A 16474-nucleotide genomic window follows, 5' to 3' on the forward strand; every position below is an offset into this window, starting at 1 on the left:
TGTCATCGATACGTCCGGTGCTGTCACTGCCGGGCACAGAAAGGTCATTCCGGCTTTAGCCCGTCCGGAGCCCCGGCGTCACGAGTCCGCCGGCGGAGGCGAAGTTCCGGCCCGGCTGAGAGAATGGAGGCATGACTGCAACCGAGACCTCCGCCCTGGTGCCTTCGGCCCCGCCGCTGGCCCTGCTGCTCGACGTCGACGGTCCCGTGGCCAGTCCGCTCACCCGCACCGTCCAGCCGGGAATCATCGCGGACCTGCTGGCCCTCGCGGCCGCCGGGATTCCGGTCATTTTCAACACCGGCCGTTCGGATGCCTTCATCCGTGAGCAGGTTATGGGGCCGATGATCGCTGCCGGAATGCCGGAGGGGCTCACCATCCACGCCATTTGCGAGAAGGGCGCCGTCTGGTTCAGCTACACCGCCGCCGGGGCCGGCGCCGTGCACGTGGACCGGGAACTTGCCATCCCGCAGGCGTTCGGGGACGATGTGCGGCGGCTTGTCGCGGAGGATTACTCCGCCCACATGTTCTACGACGAGACCAAACGGGCCATGGTCTCCGTGGAACAGCACGTCGCCGTCGCCAACTCCGACTACCGCGAGGAACAGGCGCTGTTCGACGCCGACGCCATGGCCCTGATGGGCCGCCACGGCCTGGGGGTGGTGCGGCTGGACCACCACGCCCCGAACAGCGATGACCAGATCGACTACCGGGTCGACCCCACCATCATCTCCACCGACATCGAATCCGTCCGGCTGGGCAAGGACCTCGGCGCGAGCCGGGCTGTGGAGCTGCTGGCCGCCCAGGGCATCACCCCACAGGCCTGGCGGACGGTGGGCGACTCGCGCACCGACTACGCCATGGCCGACTGGCTGCACCACAACGACCACCCGGTGAAGCACGTGGACGTCCGTCCCGCCGACGGCGTGCCGGTCAAGCCGTACGGAATCCTGACCGCGGCCGACTTGGGGCTCGGCGACGAGGTCATCCACGACGACGCCGGCGCGGCCTTCCTGCGTCACTGGCGCGCCGCCCTGGCCGGCTGAGCGCCCCGCACCGGGCCGTTTTTGCGCCCCGGGTTATTATGCAAGTAGAGATCCACGCACCTTCAACCACTCGGAGAATCGACATTACAGACGCATTGATCCAGGACGAGATTTACTACGGCAGCCAGGCGAGCGAAGACAACCACGCCCACGCGGAGATCACCTCGCCGGCCGCCGTCGCCAGACTCCGGACGCGCTCCGACGTGGTGCGCCGGCACGGCAGGTATGCGCTGATCAATGAAAACCGCACGCCGTACCAGGCCATGGTGGAAGACCTGCTGTTCGTGCGCTCCGTGCTTGCCGGGGCAAAGCTGGACTACCTGCTGGTCCGCGGCAACAACGACCGCCCCGTGATCGCCGTGGACTGGAAGAACCGTCGGGAACTCCGCGCCGCCCTCGTGGAGGCCTGCCGGGACGAACCGTTCTACTCGATGACCGTGGACGCCAAGAAGAAGTCCTCCGTGCTGGTGGCCGACGGTGAGCTTGCACTCAACCGCCAGGCCCGGATCTTCCGGCTGTACCGGCCCCGGGTGGAACCGGACGGCGGCCTCGAGTTCGGCGCCTCGGCCGGCGTCCAGCTGGAGCTCTGGAGCTTTGAGGGCGACCAGCTGATCCTGCCGATCGAAAACTCACTGACCCGGCGGACCCTGCTGGCCCAGGACGCCGTCCGCGGCACCGTCGAACGCTACGGCCACACCTGGCCCACCATCGAGAACATGTTCGCCGACCACGCCAGCGACATCAGCTTCGACGTCGATCTGGTGTTCTCCTGGGTGGACGGCAGCTCGCCCGAGTACATCGCCGCGCGCCGAGCGAGGATGGCAGGCGTCGTTGTGGGAGAGGGAGACGACCACGAGGCCCGCTTCCGCCAGATCAATGAGCTGAAGTATGCCCTGCGCTCGGTCTACATGTTCGCGCCGTGGATCCGGCGGATCTTCATCGCGACGGACTCCCCCGCCCCGGAGTGGCTCGCGGACCACCCGAGCGTGACGATCGTCCGCAGCGAGGAGTTCTTCGCCGACCCCTCCGTGCTGCCGACGCACAACTCGCAGGCGGTCGAGAGTCAGCTCCACCACATCGAGGGCCTCTCCGAGCACTTCCTTTATTCCAATGACGACATGTTCTTCGGCCGGGCAGTGCGGCCGGACATGTTCTTCACCCCGGGCGGGATCACCAAGTTCATTGAGGCGGAGACGCGGATCGGGCTGGGAGACAACGACGCCGAGCGCAGCGGTTTCGAGAACGCGGCGCGGGTGAACCGCAAGCTGCTCTGGGACCGGTTCGGGCGGATCACCACCCGCCACCTGGAACACACCGCCGCGCCGCTCCGGCGCAGCGTCGTGGCGCAGATGGAACAGGAGTTCCCGGCCGAATTCGCGAAGACGGCGGCCAGCCGGTTCCGGGCCGCGGACAACATCTCCGTGACGAATTCGTTCTACCACTACTACGCGCTGCTGACCGGCCGGGCCGTGACCCAGACTGCGGCCAAGGTGCGGTACGTGGACACGACGGCCCGCGCCGGCCTGAACTACCTGCCGAAGCTGCTCTCGAAGCGCAACATGGATTTCTTCTGCCTCAACGACGGAAGTTTCCCGGAGGTGGCTGCCGAGGAGCGCGCCGAACTGGTGACGGACTTCCTGGAGAAGTACTTCCCGATCAAGGCGCCCTGGGAGAAGTAGAAACGGGAACTAGCCGCGGGGAAGCTGCCGGCGAAAGCAGCTGCCGGCTAGTTCCGCGTGGTGATCCGGCGGTGGCCCGGGGTTTGTGCCGGATCCTCAAGCCTGGCCTGGCGCGGAATCCGGATCCCCGCGGCGGCAATGCGCCGCTGGGCCTCTTCGGCCGTAACGAATTCGCCCACCGCAGGCATCGTGTCGCCCACTTGCACCACCGAATGCACGATCGTGTGCTCGTAGACGTGGACCAGGTTGAACGACTGCCCGCTATCCCGGCCCCGGCTTCCGCCCACCGGGACGTTCAGGTCCTGGGTGTAACAGGTGGCGGACGCGACCGAGACGGGGATGCCGGCAAACGTGGCGGTCGTTGAATAGTGCAGGTGGCCGCCCAGGATGGTTCGCACGTCGGAGTTCCGCAGCACCCCGGCAAGCGCTGCCTGGCCGCGCAGTTCAACCAGTACGGCAAGATCCAGCACGGAGGGCACCGGCGGGTGGTGCAGGGCCAGGATGGTGCCGTCGGGTGCCGGGGTGGCGAGCTCGGCGGCGAGCCACTCCAGCTGCGCAGCGCTCAGTTCGCCGTGGTGGAACCCGGGGACGGAGGTGTCCAGCGTGATGACCCGGAGGCCGTTGATGAAGTAGCTGTGGTCCACAGGTGCGTCGTCGGCTGGCTGGTCCAGCAGCCTGGTCCGGAAGTTGGTCCGGTCGTCGTGATTGCCCATCGCCCAGATGACTTTGGCGCCCATGGCCCGGCAGGCAGGTTCCACGATGCCGCGCAGCTTGGAGTAGGCCTCCGCCTCGCCGCGGTCGGCCAGATCGCCGGTGAAGATCACGGCTTCGGGGCGCGCGCCGGAGGCACGGACTTGCTCGAAGAGTTGTCTGAGCCGGGAATCTGCGTCCACCGCGCCGTGCAGGGGATCCGTACCGCCCAGCAAATGCGGATCGCTCAGGTGGAGTAGGAAATGACGTGGCCGGGGGTGCTCGGCCTCGATGAGCTCCATTGCAACCTTCCTGGTTGGGTGGCGGCAGATGCCTCCAGCGTCCCTCTCAGTTAGATCTATCCAACCAGACATTCGGCCGGCAATGTGCAAACTCCAGTAGGCATGTTTGAAAAAGGGTGTAAATCGAGTATTCCGGCGGACACATACCTGCTTACGTATATGCAGGCTGTGTCCGCCGGAAAGTGGATTACTCGGTTGCTTCGCGGCTAGCTCAGGTAGCCGTTCGGGTTGAGTACGTACTTTGTGGCGGCACCGGCGTCGAACTCGGCGTAGCCCTTCGGTGCGTCCTCGAGCGAAATCGCCTTGGCGTTGACGTTCTTCGCGATGTGGACCTTGTCGTGCAGGATCGCCATCATGAGCCCGCGGTTGTACTTCATCACGGGGCACTGCCCGGTGGTGAAGCTCAGCGACTTGGCCCAGCCGGTGCCCAGGCTCAGGGAAAGGGCCCCCTTCTTGGCTGCCTCGTCAATGCCGCCCGGATCCCCCGTGACGTAGAGTCCGGGGATGCCGAGGGCACCGCCGGCCGCCGTGAGTTCCATCAGCGAATTGAGCACCGTCGCCGGGGCCTCCTTGGCGTCGTGGCCGTGCCCCTTGGCTTCGAAGCCGACGGCGTCGACGCCGCAGTCGACCTCAGGGACTCCCAGGATCTGCTCGATCTGTTCGGCAGGTCCGCCTTGGGACAGGTCGACGGTCTCACAGCCGAAGCTGCGCGCCTGCTTGAGCCGGTCCTCGTTCATGTCACCGACAATCACGACGGCGGCGCCGAGCAGCTGCGCGCTGGTGGCCGCCGCGAGGCCCACGGGTCCGGCCCCGGCGATGTAGACGGTGGAGCCCACACCAACGCCGGCAGTGACGGCGCCGTGGAAGCCGGTCGGGAAGATGTCCGAGAGCATGGTCAGGTCCATGATCTTCTCCAGCGCCTGGTCCCGGTCGGGGAACTTCAGCAGGTTCCAGTCCGCATACGGGACCAGTACGTAGTTGGCCTGGCCGCCGACCCAGCCGCCCATGTCCACGTATCCGTACGCGGCGCCCGGACGGGCGGGGTTGACGTTCAGGCAGATGCCGGTCTTGCGCTCCTTGCAGTTACGGCAGCGGCCACAGGCGATGTTGAAGGGGACGGAACAGATGTCCCCCACCTTGATGAACTCGACGTCAGGGCCGACTTCCACGACTTCGCCAGTGATTTCGTGGCCCAGCACCAGGTCTGCCGGGGCGGTGGTGCGCCCGCGGACCATGTGCTGGTCCGAGCCGCAGATGTTCGTGGCAACGGTTTTAAGGATTACGCCATGGCGCACCGGGCGGCCCACGTTGGCGGGGTTGACCCCCGGGCCGTCCTTGAGTTCGAAGGTGGGGTAGTCAATGTCGATAAGTTCGACTTTTCCTGGCCCTTTGTAGGCAACGGCTTTGTTTCCTGTCATCACTTTCCTCCTGGTTTCACGGACCCCAATGTTGAGTGCCCAGTTGTGACTCACGAAGCGTTCTGATGCGCCCTCCACGGGGCTACGTCGGCTGCACGGCCGACGGGCAGAGGTGTCTGCGCCGCAGGTATGCCCGGAATGTCGGAGGGTTTCGCCAGTCTAGGCCTGAAGCATGCTGAGGGATAGGGCCCCTTGTGCCCTTGCATTCCCCCGCCGCCCAAAGCTGGCTGGCAGGGACCAGCGGTGGTCCGACGGCGGCTCAGCCGAGCGCCTGCCGCACTGCCTCGATGACCTCGGCTGAGTCGGGCTCCACGGTGGGCGCAAAGCGGGCCACGATCTCGCCGTCGCGATTCACCAGGAACTTCTCGAAGTTCCACTTCACCAGGCCCGGCAGCAGGCCGTTCTTGAACTTGGTCAGCTGCGCATAGAGCGGATGCTGGTTCTTGCCGCGGACGTTGGCCTTGGCGGTCAGCGGGAACGTCACACCGAAATTGCGTTCGCAGAACTCGGCGATTTCCGCGTCGGCGCCCGGCTCCTGCCCGGCGAACTGGTTGCACGGGACGCCGAGGACGCTGAAGCCCTCTTCGCGGAACTTGTTGTGGAGCGCCTCCAAGCCTGCGTACTGGGGGGTGAAACCACACTGGGATGCCACGTTCACCACCAGCACCACCTGGCCGCGGAACCGGCCAAAGTCCGTTTCGGTGCCGTCGTTGAGGGTCAGCGGGATGGAGTGCAGGGATGTCATGGCTTGGTTTCCTCGCGGGCTTGGGGGCAGGAACAGTTCACGACGGTAATTCGCTGCCACGGCGCGTGGGTATGGGTACGGGCCGCGCCGGACTGCCGTGGCTACGGAGTCGGGGAGATCGCGGTTTCCAGGGCGCCCGTCGGCTCGGTGGAGACGGTCTCCGCTGGGACCGCCGGAGCGGTGGGGGCCGGAGCGGGCGGGGTCGGGTCCGACGCCGGATCAGTCACCGCGGGTGTGGGGGTGGGGGCCGGGGGCTCGGCCGGTGCCGGCGCGGTCGTCGGCGGAGCGGTCGGCACCGGCGTCGGCGCGGTCGTCGCCGGAGCGGTCGTCGCCGGAGCGGTCGGCGTCGGCGTGGCGGGCGGTGTCGGCGGAGCGGGCGGCGCCGGCGCGGCGGGCGGCGCCGGCGCGGCGGGCGGCGTCGATGTCGCTAGCGGCGAGCCGGTGGGGGTCGGTGACGGCTTCGCCGCGGCAGTGGCCGGAACCTCGGGTACGTGTGTCTCCTGAACCCCGCCGGTCACCGCATGGGTGTGATCTTCGGACACCGGAATGGCCCAGTCCGCGCCGGCGCTCCCCGCGCTGCCGGCACCCTGCTTGCCGGCAGCAGGCGCATAGCTGACCATCTGGATGTTGTCGAGACGGTCCACCTGCCGCGTGGGGAGGAACTTCCAGTCCAAGGGGTTGGTGTGCGAGCCGTTGAGGATCGTCTCGAAGTGCAGGTGGCAGCCCGTGGACGAGCCCGTCGTCCCCACCTTGGCGATGACTTCGTCCACTCCCACCGATTCGCCCTTCTTCACGGCGATGCCCTGAAGGTGGTTGTACGTGGTGATCAGGCCGTTGCCGTGGTCAATTTCCACCCGGTTGCCGCCGCCCCAGGGGTGCCATCCGACGGCCCGCACCACACCGGCGTCGGCCGAATACACACGGGTGCCGCACGGGGCGGCAAAATCCTGGCCCCAGTGGAACTCGCCGGCGGTTCCGGTCAGCGGGCTGGTGCGCAGCCCGAACGGGGATGACTCCAGCAGTGTTTCGAGGGGCGCCATCAGGAAGCCCTTCGGCGGGCGCGAGAGGCCTGCCGACGCGACCCGGAGCTCGACCTTGCCGTCTTTGGACGTGGTCTGGACCGTGGTCCGGGCGAAGGAAATGAGGGCATGCCGGTCTGCGGTCAGCCTTGAGGTCTCCCGTGCCGCACCCCCGGGGTCAGCGGCGATCCCGGGAGCGAGCAAACCCGTGCCGGCGGAGCCGGTGGCCAGCGGCACCGCCGCATCCCGGGCTGACGGTCCCGCCGGTGCGGACGGCCCGAAAACCAGCACCGCAAGAGCCAGACCCGTGGCTGCCGCCAGAGAGCGCGCGACGACCTCCGAAGTTTTGGACTGCGCACTCGTTGAGTTTCCCCAGTGTTTTCCCACGATGTGACTCCCGCGATTTTTCCGTCAGGCCCCCATCCCAACGGGCCCACCCCCTTATGTGAACACACTCGACCGGGTCTGTGAACCTCCGCAATGCCTGGGTCCGCGCGAGGTTCGGGGCGGTTTCGGGCCACCGCGCGGCGGATTGGGTGGCGCCCCAGTAGCCCCGCAGGGAAAACAGGTACCGGCCCAGCACCGACCGGGTAAGAATAGGAGTATGCGCAATGTCCTCAGGGAGTGGCAGTCCGAGCTCAAACAGACGTTCACCGGAACCCGGGATGCGGTCCCGGAGTGGGTGGGGCGCCTGGCTGAGGGCGACGACGCCGGCTTCCACCTTCCGGGCTCCGCCGTCTGGGCGGTGCACGGGGGCATGCCGACGATTGTTGCCGGCATCCGCGCCCTCCTGATGCAGGCCTTGCACCCGGGGGCTTTGGCCGGGGTGCACGACCATTCCCGCTTCCGCGAAGACCCCCTGGGCCGGCTCGCCGGGACCATCCGCTGGATCTTCACCGTCTCCTACGGGTCCACGGGGGCCGCCCGCGCCGCGTCCGGCTGGGTGCTGCGGCTGCACGAGTCGGTGCACGGAGAATTCACCGACGGCCACGGCGTCGTGCGGCCCTACGCGGCGAACGATCCGGAGCTGCTCCGCTGGGTGCACATCGCTTTCACGGATGCCTTCCTGTCCGCGCACAAGATCTGGGGCGGGCCGATTCCGGGCGGCCCGGACGCCTACGTCCGCGAGTGGGCGCAGGCGGGGACGCTGATGGGCGTGGAGGCGCCGCCGCTGAGCGAGGCTGACATGCGCCGGCAGCTTGACCGCTGGTACGACGACGGCGAACTGGCCTCGGGCGCCAAGGTTGCCGAAACCGTGGCCTTCATCCGCGATCCCCCGCTCCACCCCGCACTCAGGCCAGGGTACCGGGTGCTCTTTGCGGCAGCGGTGTCCAGCCTGGAGCCAAAATACCGGAAGATGCTGGGGCTTCGGACCGCAAGGCTGGGCCCGATCCCGCTGCCGGTGAAACTGGCGACGAAAGTCACCCTAAGCGTCGTCCATCTCGCTCTGGGGCGGGTTGGCCCGAGTGAGCAGGCAGCACGCGAAAGGCTCCGCCGGCTGGGGTTCGCGGAGTAAGTGTGACTGGGCGGCGGACCCTCACTGCGGCGGGGCCCGCGTCTGCGGCGCGCTGGCTCAGGACGCAAAAAGGCCCCGGTCCGATGGACCGGGGCCAACCGCGGAGAATGGGGGATTTGAACCCCCGAGGGCGTTAACCCAACACGCGTTCCAGGCGTGCGCCATAGGCCGCTAGGCGAATTCTCCAGTAGCTTCTGAATCAAAAGCAGATACTAGACTACCTGAACTTCCCGGCTTCGCCCAATTGAGCCCTCCGCCCTGCGGCCACGGGACATGCCCCACGCTCCCATCGGACGTTGGACATAGTCGCCATATGCCCACGCCGCGGCCCGAAGAATGGGCATGTCCCGCCACGAAACAGCAGGCCAACACCCGGATTCGGGGCTCGCCCGATCGTCGGGTAAACTAATCGACGGCCCCTCATGTGGCGTCATCCTGTTGAACTCCCCCAGGACCGGAAGGTAGCAAGGGTAAATGGGCTCTGGCGGGTGCATGGGGGGTCTTTTATGTCTGTGCCGATTGGTAGGGTTTAGCTGTGACTGTTACTACCGCTCTTTACCGCAGATACCGCCCCGATTCGTTCGCGGACGTTATCGGGCAGGAACACGTCACCGACCCGCTGATGACGGCCCTGCGGAAGAACCGCGTCAACCACGCCTACCTCTTTTCCGGCCCACGCGGCTGCGGTAAAACCACCTCCGCCCGCATCCTTGCGCGTTGCCTGAACTGTGCCGAAGGCCCCACCGACACCCCCTGCGGCGTGTGCCCCAGCTGCATCGAACTGGCCCGCGGCGGCGCCGGTTCGCTCGACGTGATCGAGATCGACGCCGCGAGCCACGGCGGCGTCGACGACGCCCGTGACCTGCGCGAACGCGCCACCTACGCCCCGGTCCGCGACCGCTACAAGATCTTCATCATTGACGAAGCCCACATGGTCACCTCGGCCGGCTTCAACGCGCTGCTCAAGATCGTCGAAGAGCCGCCGGAACACATCAAGTTCATCTTCGCCACCACGGAGCCGGACAAGGTGATCGGCACCATCCGGTCCCGCACCCACCACTACCCCTTCCGGTTGGTCCCGCCGGAGCCGCTCATGGCATATCTGGAACTGCTGTGCCGGCAGGAGAACGTACCTGTGGCCCCGGGCGTACTCTCGCTCGTCATCCGCGCCGGCGGCGGCTCCGTGCGGGACTCGCTTTCCGTGCTGGACCAGCTCATGGCCGGCGCCGGCCCGAACGGCCTGGACTACGAACTGGCTGTGGCCCTGCTGGGCTACACGCATGCCTCCCTGCTGGACGACGTCGTCGAGGCTGTCGCCGCGTCCGACGCCGCTACCGTGTTCCGCGCCGTGGACCGCGTCATCCAGACCGGCCACGACCCCCGCCGCTTCGTCGAGGACCTGCTCGAGCGTTTCCGTGACCTGATCATCGTGCAGGCCATGCCGGAGAGCGCCCAATCGATCCTGCGCGGCATGCCCGCGGACCAGATCGCGCGGATGCAAAACCAGGCACACAACCTCGGCGCGGCCGAACTGTCCCGTGCTGCAGACGTGACCAACACGGCGCTCACCGAGATGACCGGTGCCACGTCCCCCCGGCTGCACCTCGAGCTGCTGTGCGCCCGCATCCTGCTGCCCAGCTCCGAGCAGACTGAACGCGGCATCGCCGCCCGGATCGACCGGGTGGAGCGGCGCCTGAATTACGCCGGGAACGACGTCGGGACGCCCGCCCCCGTATCGTCGCCGGCTGCCGCACCGGCACCGGCACCGGCACCGGCACCGGCTCCTACGCCTCCCGGCCACGCCCCTGCAGCGGCATCGGCTGCCGCGGCCCCGGCATCACCTCAGGCACATCGGGCAACTCCGCCCGCCCCGCTCTCCAACCGGCCTGCCGAAACCTCGGACCGGACCCCGGCTGCCGCCACCAGCGCGCCCTCGGCCAGCCCGGCCCCGGAGGCGCTGCCGCAGGAAGCGCAGCCGGAACGGCCAGCGCTCACGGCCCCGCGGGTCAGCACCAGCGACTGGCCGGTGGAGGAATCCGCGACTCCGAACGGCGCCTCCCGCCCGGCGCAAGCACCGCCGGCACCGACCGAATCGGCCCAGACCGCCCCGTCCCCACCGGCGGCACCGGCCCAACCGGCTCGGAAAGAACCGGCCGAGCGCCCCGCGGCCGGCGCCGCTGCAGCGACGGCCGCCCCAGCCCATGCACCCGCCCCCGCGGCGGTCTCCGGGTCCGGACCCGACGTCGAGGTCTTGCGCCGTGCGTGGCCCGAGATCCTGCAGACCCTGACCAAGATCAAGCGCAGCACCTGGGCTCTCGTCGAACCAAATGCGCAGGTGGGGCACTTCGAGGATCAGGTCCTGACCCTTTCCTTCACGACATCCGGGCTCGCCGGCGCTTTCGGCCGGGCGGACCACGCCGAGAACCTGCGTCAGGCGATCCACAAGACGATCGGCATCGACTGCCAGATCACGGCCGTCGCCGGCGGCACCAACAGCTCAGCGAGCTCTGAGCCAAACCCAAAAGCGCCCGCTAGCCGGGAGGCCCCGGCCACGTCGGCGGATGTGGCATGGGGCCTTGCCCCCGCCGCGACCGGGGCTGCCCCGGAATCCCCGTCGACGGCTGGCAATGGGGTCGAAACCGGACCTGCCGCCGCCGCGGAAACGCCCGCGCCGCAGTCCGCATCTGCGCCCTCACCGGAGCCTGCCCGTCCGGCCCCGGTCGAGCCGGTGTCGGCGCCGGCAGCGACCGCCGCGCCCACAGGCCCGGCCCCTGAGCCGACCGACGGCCCCGCCTCCGAGCCCGGTGGTTCGTACTCGTACCCGGACGACGACTGGGGTCCCCCGCGGGACGAGGACGCCCCGCCACTGGATGAAGAGCCGCCGCTGGACTGGGATCCCTCAGCCCCGGAAGCCGCCCGGCCCGCGTCCCCAGCGGCGCCCGCACCGGCGCGCACCCCGGCCCGAGCCCGGTCCAGCAAGGAAACCCCCGCTACGACCCGGTCATCTGCCCCGGCGCCTGCCCCGGCCGCCAAGGATGCCGCCGAGGACCCGTGGGCACGCGCCGTCGAGCAGTCCCCCGGGGTCTGGACCGTCGGCACGGAATTGAACGTGGGGCGGCACACCTCCACGGAGGCCGTGGCGGAGTCCGCGCAACGCACCCCCGAGCCGGAGCCGCCGCACTACGAGCCCGCGGCTGCCCAGATCCCGGAGCCGGTAGGCGCCTTTTCCGCCGGATCCGGATCCGGATCCGGATCCGGATTCGACGGCGCCGCTGCCACCCGGGCACCTGCGGCCGGGCCCGCCCCTGCCGCCGCCGGGCCCACGGTCATCACCGCCGCGGCCTCCCCGGTCGCGGCCACGGCTCCGGTCGGCGCCCCTGCAGCCTCCGGACGGCAGAGCCTCTACCAGCGCCTGTCCAACAGCCCCGAGGCGGAAGCCGGACGGGCCAAGGCACCAGCGCGCGCCGCCGTCGCCGCCACCAGCTACGTCCAGGACGTCCCCAGCGCCGACGACGAAACCATCGAGGAGTCGGGCGTCTTCGGCCGCGCCGCCGTCGAGCGTATTCTGGGCGGGAAGCTGCTGGAAGAGCGTTCCCTGGACGGAAGCCCGCTGGCGCCGCGCTTCTAGCCCTCCCGGCGGCCGCACGGGCCGCCACTCCCCCAAACGAACGAGGAAATTGTGTACGAAGGTGCAGTTCAGGAGCTGATCGACGAGCTCGGCCGCCTTCCCGGCGTCGGGCCCAAGTCCGCCCAGAGGCTTGCCTTCCACATCCTCGAAGCCGATCCGCAGGACATGAAGCGCCTGGTCGAGGCCATCACGTCGGTGAAGGAGCGGGTGAAGTTCTGCACGGTCTGCGGCAACGTCACCGAGCAGGAGCTGTGCAACATCTGCCGGGATCCGCGCCGCGACCCCTCCGTGATCTGCGTTGTGGAGGAGTCCAAGGACGTGCTGGCGGTGGAGCGCACCCGTTCCTTCCGCGGCCGCTATCACGTACTGGGCGGCGCCATTAACCCGATTGCCGGGATCGGCCCGGAACAGCTTCGGATCCGCGAGCTGCTCACCCGGCTCAACGACGGCGCCATCCAGGAAATCATCATCGCGACGGATCCCAACCTCGAGGGCGAAGCAACGGCCACCTACCTGGCCCGGATGCTCAAGTCGATTGGCATCGCCGTCACGCGGCTCGCGTCCGGCCTCCCGGTCGGCGGCGACCTCGAATATGCCGACGAAGTCACGCTGGGCCGCGCCTTCGAAGGCCGCCGCAACGCGCTGAGCTGACGGGCCCAGTGGCCCCCGACGGCGGCGCTCCCGCCCCAATCGGCACCGAGCGCCTGATCCTGCGTCCGTTGACCGCCGACGACGACGGCGCCGTCCTGCGGTTCCGCGGCAACCCGGATGCCGTGCGGTATCTCTCCCACGAAGCCCTCAGCCCGGACGCGAACAGCGCCCGGTCGCGGAAAGTGCAGGCCGCTGCGGCGGCTTCCACCGCGGAGTGGTTCAGTTTCGCCTGGGCCATCCAGCTCCGGGCAAGCGGGGAGGTCATTGGAGACGGCCGGACCTGGAACTCAGAGGCTCCCCCGCTGCCCGGCAGGATCCCTGCCCATGCCGCGAGTCTGGGGTACATCCTGCACCCGGATCACCACGGGCTGGGCCTCGGCAGGGAAGCCGCCGGCGCCCTCGTGGAATGGTTGTTCACCGCCCGTGGAAGCCGGAGTGTCTTCGCCGGCGTCTACGAACCCAACCTCCCCTCGCGCAGGCTGCTGGAAAGCCTCGGCTTCCGGCAAGACCGCTATTTCACCGCGGCCGAGGACACTGCGGGCAAGAAGCTTCCGTCCTGGCGCTACCGGCTCGACCGGCCCGACCGGCTCGACTGAACCAGTTACCGCGCGCAGGGGGGCCGGGGCAAACACGGCGGGCACGGCCGATGGACATGCCCAACGGCCCCTGCCGCGAATGGACATAGTGCCCATATGCCCATCCCCCGAACACAGGAGTGGACATGTCCAACGCCGCAAACGCACATGTCCATCCTCCGCGCACGGGACTGGGCATGTCAGAGGCCGCCGACGAATATGTACATCCTCCGCGCCCACGAACGGGCATGTCCACGGCCGCAGCGGGACATGTCCTCTCCCCGGGACGGACGACGGGCATGTCCACCAAGAGCGGGCACCGGCAGCGGCCCGGTCCGTCCGGCGTTCGGTCACAATTCAACTCCGGGCCGCCGACGGCGATAAACTTGGTTCAGAAGTAGCTGTCGCGCCGTTCGGCTGCGCCGTTTAGTAGCTTCGCCCAGAACCCCGATGATCCAGTGAGGGTGCGCGCATGAGTTTGCCCACTACCGAAGTCCACCCCGGACCGCAGCCGCAGGAGCTGCCCGCGATTCCTGCCGCCACCAAACACCTCGTCGTGAAGAAGTTCGGCGGTTCCTCGGTGGCGGACGCGGAAGGTATCAAACGGGTCGCCCGGCGCGTGGTGGACGCCCACAACGCCGGCGATGAAGTCGTCGTCGTTGTTTCCGCCATGGGCGACACCACCGACGAACTCCTCGACCTGGCCGCCCAGGTGACAGACTCCGCCCCGGCCCGGGAAATGGACATGCTCCTCTCCGCCGGTGAGCGCATCTCCATGGCCCTGCTCGCGATGGCCATCAACAAATACGGCGCCTCCGCCCAGTCCTTCACGGGTTCCCAGGCCGGCATGATCACCGACGGCATCCACGGCAAGGCCCGGATCATCGACGTTGACCCGCACCGGATCCGCACGGCCCTGGACAAGGGGCACATCGCGATTGTCGCCGGCTTCCAAGGCATGAGCCGCACCACGAACGAGATCACCACGCTCGGCCGGGGCGGCTCGGACACGACGGCGGTGGCGCTGGCCGCGGCCCTCGACGCCGATGTCTGCGAGATCTTCACCGATGTCGACGGCATCTATACCGCGGACCCGCGCGTTGTCCCGTCCGCCAGGAAGATCGACCGCATCTCCAGCGAGGAAATGCTGGAACTCGCGGCCTCCGGCGCCAAGATCCTGCACCTGCGCTGCGTGGAATACGCGCGCCGCTTCGGGGTGCCGCTGCACGTCCGCTCCTCATTCAGCCAGAACGAAGGCACCTGGGTACTGCCCAGCGCCGATGACAAGATCACGATTCAAGAGGGAGTTGCCTTGGAGCAGCCAATCATCTCCGGCGTTGCACACGACCGTTCCGAAGCCAAGGTCACGGTGGTCGGCGTTCCGGACATCCCCGGCAAGGCTGCGGCCATCTTCCAGGTCATCGCCGACGCGCACTCCAACATCGACATGATCGTCCAGAACGTCTCCACCCACGGCACCGGCCGGACGGACATCTCGTTCACGCTGCCGATCGTGGAAGGCGCCGACGCCCTCGCCGCGCTCCGCGCCGCACAGGCCGAGATCGGCTTCGAGAATATCGAATACAACGAGAAGATCGGCAAGCTGTCCCTGATCGGCGCCGGAATGCGCTCGCACCCTGGCGTCTCAGCACGGTTCTTCGCAGCACTCTCCGAGGCCGGGATCAACATCAACATGATCTCAACCTCGGAAATCCGCATCTCGGTGGTGACCCACGCCGACCTGCTGGACGACGCCGTCCGCGCCATCCACAAGGCCTTCGACCTGGACAGCGAGGACGAGGCCACGGTTTACGGCGGCACGGGCCGCTAGGACTTCTGGAGGCCACGGACCGCTTCGCGGCCGATAAGAAAGGGAGCGGCACCTGCCGCTCCCTTTTTCGTTTCCGTCCTGCCCCCGCGCGGGTCAGACTTGTTCCTTCGGGAGGTCTTCCCGGCGGACGGCGTAATGATGTCCCTGCGAGTCCGTTTCCACTTCGAAGCCGGCGAGATCGGTCTCCGACGCTAGCTCGTAATCATCGTGCCTGTGCACGACCGGAGCGGTGGTATCCCCCCGCGAGGCGGGTCCAAACAGGAATCGCACCCAGGACGATGGGTGCAGGTGCCGGCTCAGTGCAGCCTTCCTCAGCGCATGTGCCATATTTCCCACCCCCTCTCCTACTGAAAGGCCATTTCCTGCTAATGGGCCATTCGGAACAGCGGTGGCGCGGGCGGCGCCAGTGTGCCCATTTTACGCCCGACTGCGGCAAAATGCGCGGTGGGAACCCTCGCCGGTGCGAAGGTCGGATCCCGCCGCTTGGGCAGCGGCGCGGGCCGGGCCGGCCTAGCGCAGGGACTTGTCCTCGGGGTTGCGGGGCACAACGTAAGTGCTGCCGTCTGGCCGGTGCAGGGTCTCCCACTGCTGGGTCTCGGCCTGCCGCTGGGCCAGCAGCTGGCGGTTCTGCTCCGTCATCTCATGGCCGAGCGAGGTTCGGCTGGCCGGGCCAAAGACGGCCCGCAGCTTTCCGGTCGCCCGCATGAACCGCTGGGCGGTGTTGTCCTTAGCCATCGCTACCCACTCCTTCGTACCTGATGTTCCACCAGTGTACGCTAATCATTAGTACACTAACTATTTGAAGGAGGCCGGATGACCGATGTCATCGAAACCCCCGGAAGTCCCGCAGCCGCCGTCGTGGACGAGGACCTCCTGCTGGAACACCAGCTCTGCTTCGCATTGACCGTCGCGTCCCGCAGCGTGGTCGGCGCCTACAAACCGGTGCTGGACAAGCTGGGACTCACCCACCCGCAGTACCTCGTGATGCTCTGTCTGTGGGAATCCAGCCCCCGGACCGTCCGCGACATCAGCGATGCCCTCGCCCAGGAACCGGCCACGATTTCGCCCCTGCTGCGGCGGCTTGAAACGGCGGGCTACATCACCAGGCAACGGGCCGAGGGCAACGAGCGCAGCCTCGCCGTGCGGCTGACGCCCCGCGGCGCGGCGCTGAGGGAACAAGCAACGGCGGTCCCCGGCACCATGATGGCCCGGCTGGGCCTGGACCGGGAGCAGGTCGGCGAACTGCATGCCGCCATGATGCGGCTCATCGACGCCACCCGGGCGGCGGACGGCAATACCCGCAGCTAGGGTACTTCCGCCCCGCGCCCGGGACCGGCCGCGGCGCTAGAATGGGGCTGAGACCGAGGAGAAGAGCCC

Annotated in this window: 14 protein-coding genes, 1 tRNA gene and 1 other RNA gene; 9 read left to right on the forward strand and 7 right to left on the reverse strand. The window is 68.2% G+C overall.

The window, feature by feature from the left end; all coding sequences use genetic code 11:
* Positions 1-131 precede the first annotated feature (131 nt).
* Together AC1DBL_RS08815 and AC1DBL_RS08820 are read left to right on the forward strand one after the other, a co-directional pair.
* Positions 132-1043: a hypothetical protein gene (locus AC1DBL_RS08815; protein ID WP_441418941.1), complete on the forward strand. Its 912-nt coding sequence runs from the start codon at positions 132-134 to the stop codon at positions 1041-1043.
* A 38-nt stretch (positions 1044-1081) separates the two neighbouring features.
* The gene (locus AC1DBL_RS08820) at positions 1082-2722 is read left to right on the forward strand and encodes a stealth family protein (RefSeq protein WP_175322233.1); all 1641 of its coding nucleotides are present in this window, start codon (positions 1082-1084) and stop codon (positions 2720-2722) included.
* Positions 2723-2769: 47 nt separating this feature from the next.
* Here AC1DBL_RS08820 and AC1DBL_RS08825 read toward each other — a convergent pair whose 3' ends face one another.
* The 4 genes from AC1DBL_RS08825 to AC1DBL_RS08840 form a co-directional block, all read right to left on the reverse strand.
* Entirely contained in the window at positions 2770-3714 is a 945-nt protein-coding gene (locus AC1DBL_RS08825; RefSeq protein WP_441418940.1) for a phosphodiesterase, read from the reverse strand.
* Between the two features lie 206 nt (positions 3715-3920).
* Positions 3921-5132 (reverse strand): formaldehyde dehydrogenase, glutathione-independent, encoded by a 1212-nt coding sequence (fdhA, locus tag AC1DBL_RS08830; protein ID WP_441418939.1) that lies wholly within the window; start codon positions 5130-5132, stop codon positions 3921-3923.
* Between the two features lie 259 nt (positions 5133-5391).
* Positions 5392-5877, reverse strand: a complete 486-nt coding sequence (locus AC1DBL_RS08835; RefSeq protein ID WP_441418938.1) for a glutathione peroxidase — start codon at positions 5875-5877, stop codon at positions 5392-5394.
* Between the two features lie 101 nt (positions 5878-5978).
* The gene (locus AC1DBL_RS08840; RefSeq protein WP_476925951.1) at positions 5979-7187 is read right to left on the reverse strand and encodes a M23 family metallopeptidase; all 1209 of its coding nucleotides are present in this window, start codon (positions 7185-7187) and stop codon (positions 5979-5981) included.
* Between the two features lie 313 nt (positions 7188-7500).
* On the opposite strand from AC1DBL_RS08840, the gene AC1DBL_RS08845 reads away from it, so the two are divergent.
* A complete protein-coding gene (locus tag AC1DBL_RS08845) occupies positions 7501-8412 on the forward strand; it encodes an oxygenase MpaB family protein (protein WP_441417892.1) in 912 nt (303 codons plus the stop codon).
* A 101-nt stretch (positions 8413-8513) separates the two neighbouring features.
* Here the strand turns inward: AC1DBL_RS08845 and AC1DBL_RS08850 are convergent.
* Positions 8514-8598: transfer RNA gene (locus tag AC1DBL_RS08850), tRNA-Ser, on the reverse strand.
* A gap of 225 nt (positions 8599-8823) precedes the next feature.
* On the opposite strand from AC1DBL_RS08850, the gene ffs reads away from it, so the two are divergent.
* From ffs to AC1DBL_RS08875, 5 genes are all read left to right on the forward strand, one after another.
* Positions 8824-8920: signal recognition particle sRNA small type (ffs, locus tag AC1DBL_RS08855), an RNA gene on the forward strand.
* 27 nt (positions 8921-8947) lie between these two features.
* Positions 8948-12040, forward strand: coding sequence for a DNA polymerase III subunit gamma and tau (locus AC1DBL_RS08860; RefSeq protein ID WP_476925952.1), 3093 nt, complete (start codon positions 8948-8950; stop codon positions 12038-12040).
* A 51-nt stretch (positions 12041-12091) separates the two neighbouring features.
* Positions 12092-12691, forward strand: a complete 600-nt coding sequence (gene recR, locus AC1DBL_RS08865; protein ID WP_441417894.1) for a recombination mediator RecR — start codon at positions 12092-12094, stop codon at positions 12689-12691.
* 8 nt (positions 12692-12699) lie between these two features.
* On the forward strand, positions 12700-13287 hold the full coding sequence (locus AC1DBL_RS08870; RefSeq protein WP_476925953.1) for a GNAT family N-acetyltransferase: 588 nt from the start codon (positions 12700-12702) through the stop codon (positions 13285-13287).
* A gap of 451 nt (positions 13288-13738) precedes the next feature.
* Positions 13739-15097: an aspartate kinase gene (locus tag AC1DBL_RS08875; RefSeq protein WP_175322225.1), complete on the forward strand. Its 1359-nt coding sequence runs from the start codon at positions 13739-13741 to the stop codon at positions 15095-15097.
* 93 nt (positions 15098-15190) lie between these two features.
* On the opposite strand, the gene AC1DBL_RS08880 is transcribed toward AC1DBL_RS08875, so the two are convergent.
* Positions 15191-15424 (reverse strand): hypothetical protein, encoded by a 234-nt coding sequence (locus AC1DBL_RS08880; protein WP_441418171.1) that lies wholly within the window; start codon positions 15422-15424, stop codon positions 15191-15193.
* A 183-nt stretch (positions 15425-15607) separates the two neighbouring features.
* Positions 15608-15832, reverse strand: coding sequence for a hypothetical protein (locus AC1DBL_RS08885; protein WP_175322223.1), 225 nt, complete (start codon positions 15830-15832; stop codon positions 15608-15610).
* A gap of 78 nt (positions 15833-15910) precedes the next feature.
* Between AC1DBL_RS08885 and AC1DBL_RS08890 the strand changes: the two genes are divergently transcribed.
* Positions 15911-16405, forward strand: coding sequence for a MarR family winged helix-turn-helix transcriptional regulator (locus tag AC1DBL_RS08890; protein WP_476925954.1), 495 nt, complete (start codon positions 15911-15913; stop codon positions 16403-16405).
* The last annotated feature ends 69 nt before the right edge of the window (positions 16406-16474 follow it).

The sequence above is a fragment of the Arthrobacter sp. 10T44 genome (genome assembly GCF_056393885.1).

What these genes read in the sequence shown, in the direction of transcription:
- AC1DBL_RS08835 (WP_441418938.1), bottom strand. Translation starts at nt 5,877, where the DNA reads ATGACATCCCTGCACTCCATCCCGCTGACCCTCAACGACGGCACCGAA.
- AC1DBL_RS08815 (WP_441418941.1), top strand. Translation starts at nt 132, where the DNA reads ATGACTGCAACCGAGACCTCCGCCCTGGTGCCTTCGGCCCCGCCGCTG.
- AC1DBL_RS08875 (WP_175322225.1), top strand. Translation starts at nt 13,739, where the DNA reads ATGAGTTTGCCCACTACCGAAGTCCACCCCGGACCGCAGCCGCAGGAG.
- AC1DBL_RS08890 (WP_476925954.1), top strand. Translation starts at nt 15,911, where the DNA reads ATGACCGATGTCATCGAAACCCCCGGAAGTCCCGCAGCCGCCGTCGTG.
- AC1DBL_RS08820 (WP_175322233.1), top strand. Translation starts at nt 1,082, where the DNA reads ATGCAAGTAGAGATCCACGCACCTTCAACCACTCGGAGAATCGACATT.
- fdhA (WP_441418939.1), bottom strand. Translation starts at nt 5,132, where the DNA reads ATGACAGGAAACAAAGCCGTTGCCTACAAAGGGCCAGGAAAAGTCGAA.
- AC1DBL_RS08885 (WP_175322223.1), bottom strand. Translation starts at nt 15,832, where the DNA reads ATGGCTAAGGACAACACCGCCCAGCGGTTCATGCGGGCGACCGGAAAG.
- AC1DBL_RS08825 (WP_441418940.1), bottom strand. Translation starts at nt 3,714, where the DNA reads ATGGAGCTCATCGAGGCCGAGCACCCCCGGCCACGTCATTTCCTACTC.
- AC1DBL_RS08845 (WP_441417892.1), top strand. Translation starts at nt 7,501, where the DNA reads ATGCGCAATGTCCTCAGGGAGTGGCAGTCCGAGCTCAAACAGACGTTC.
- AC1DBL_RS08880 (WP_441418171.1), bottom strand. Translation starts at nt 15,424, where the DNA reads ATGGCACATGCGCTGAGGAAGGCTGCACTGAGCCGGCACCTGCACCCA.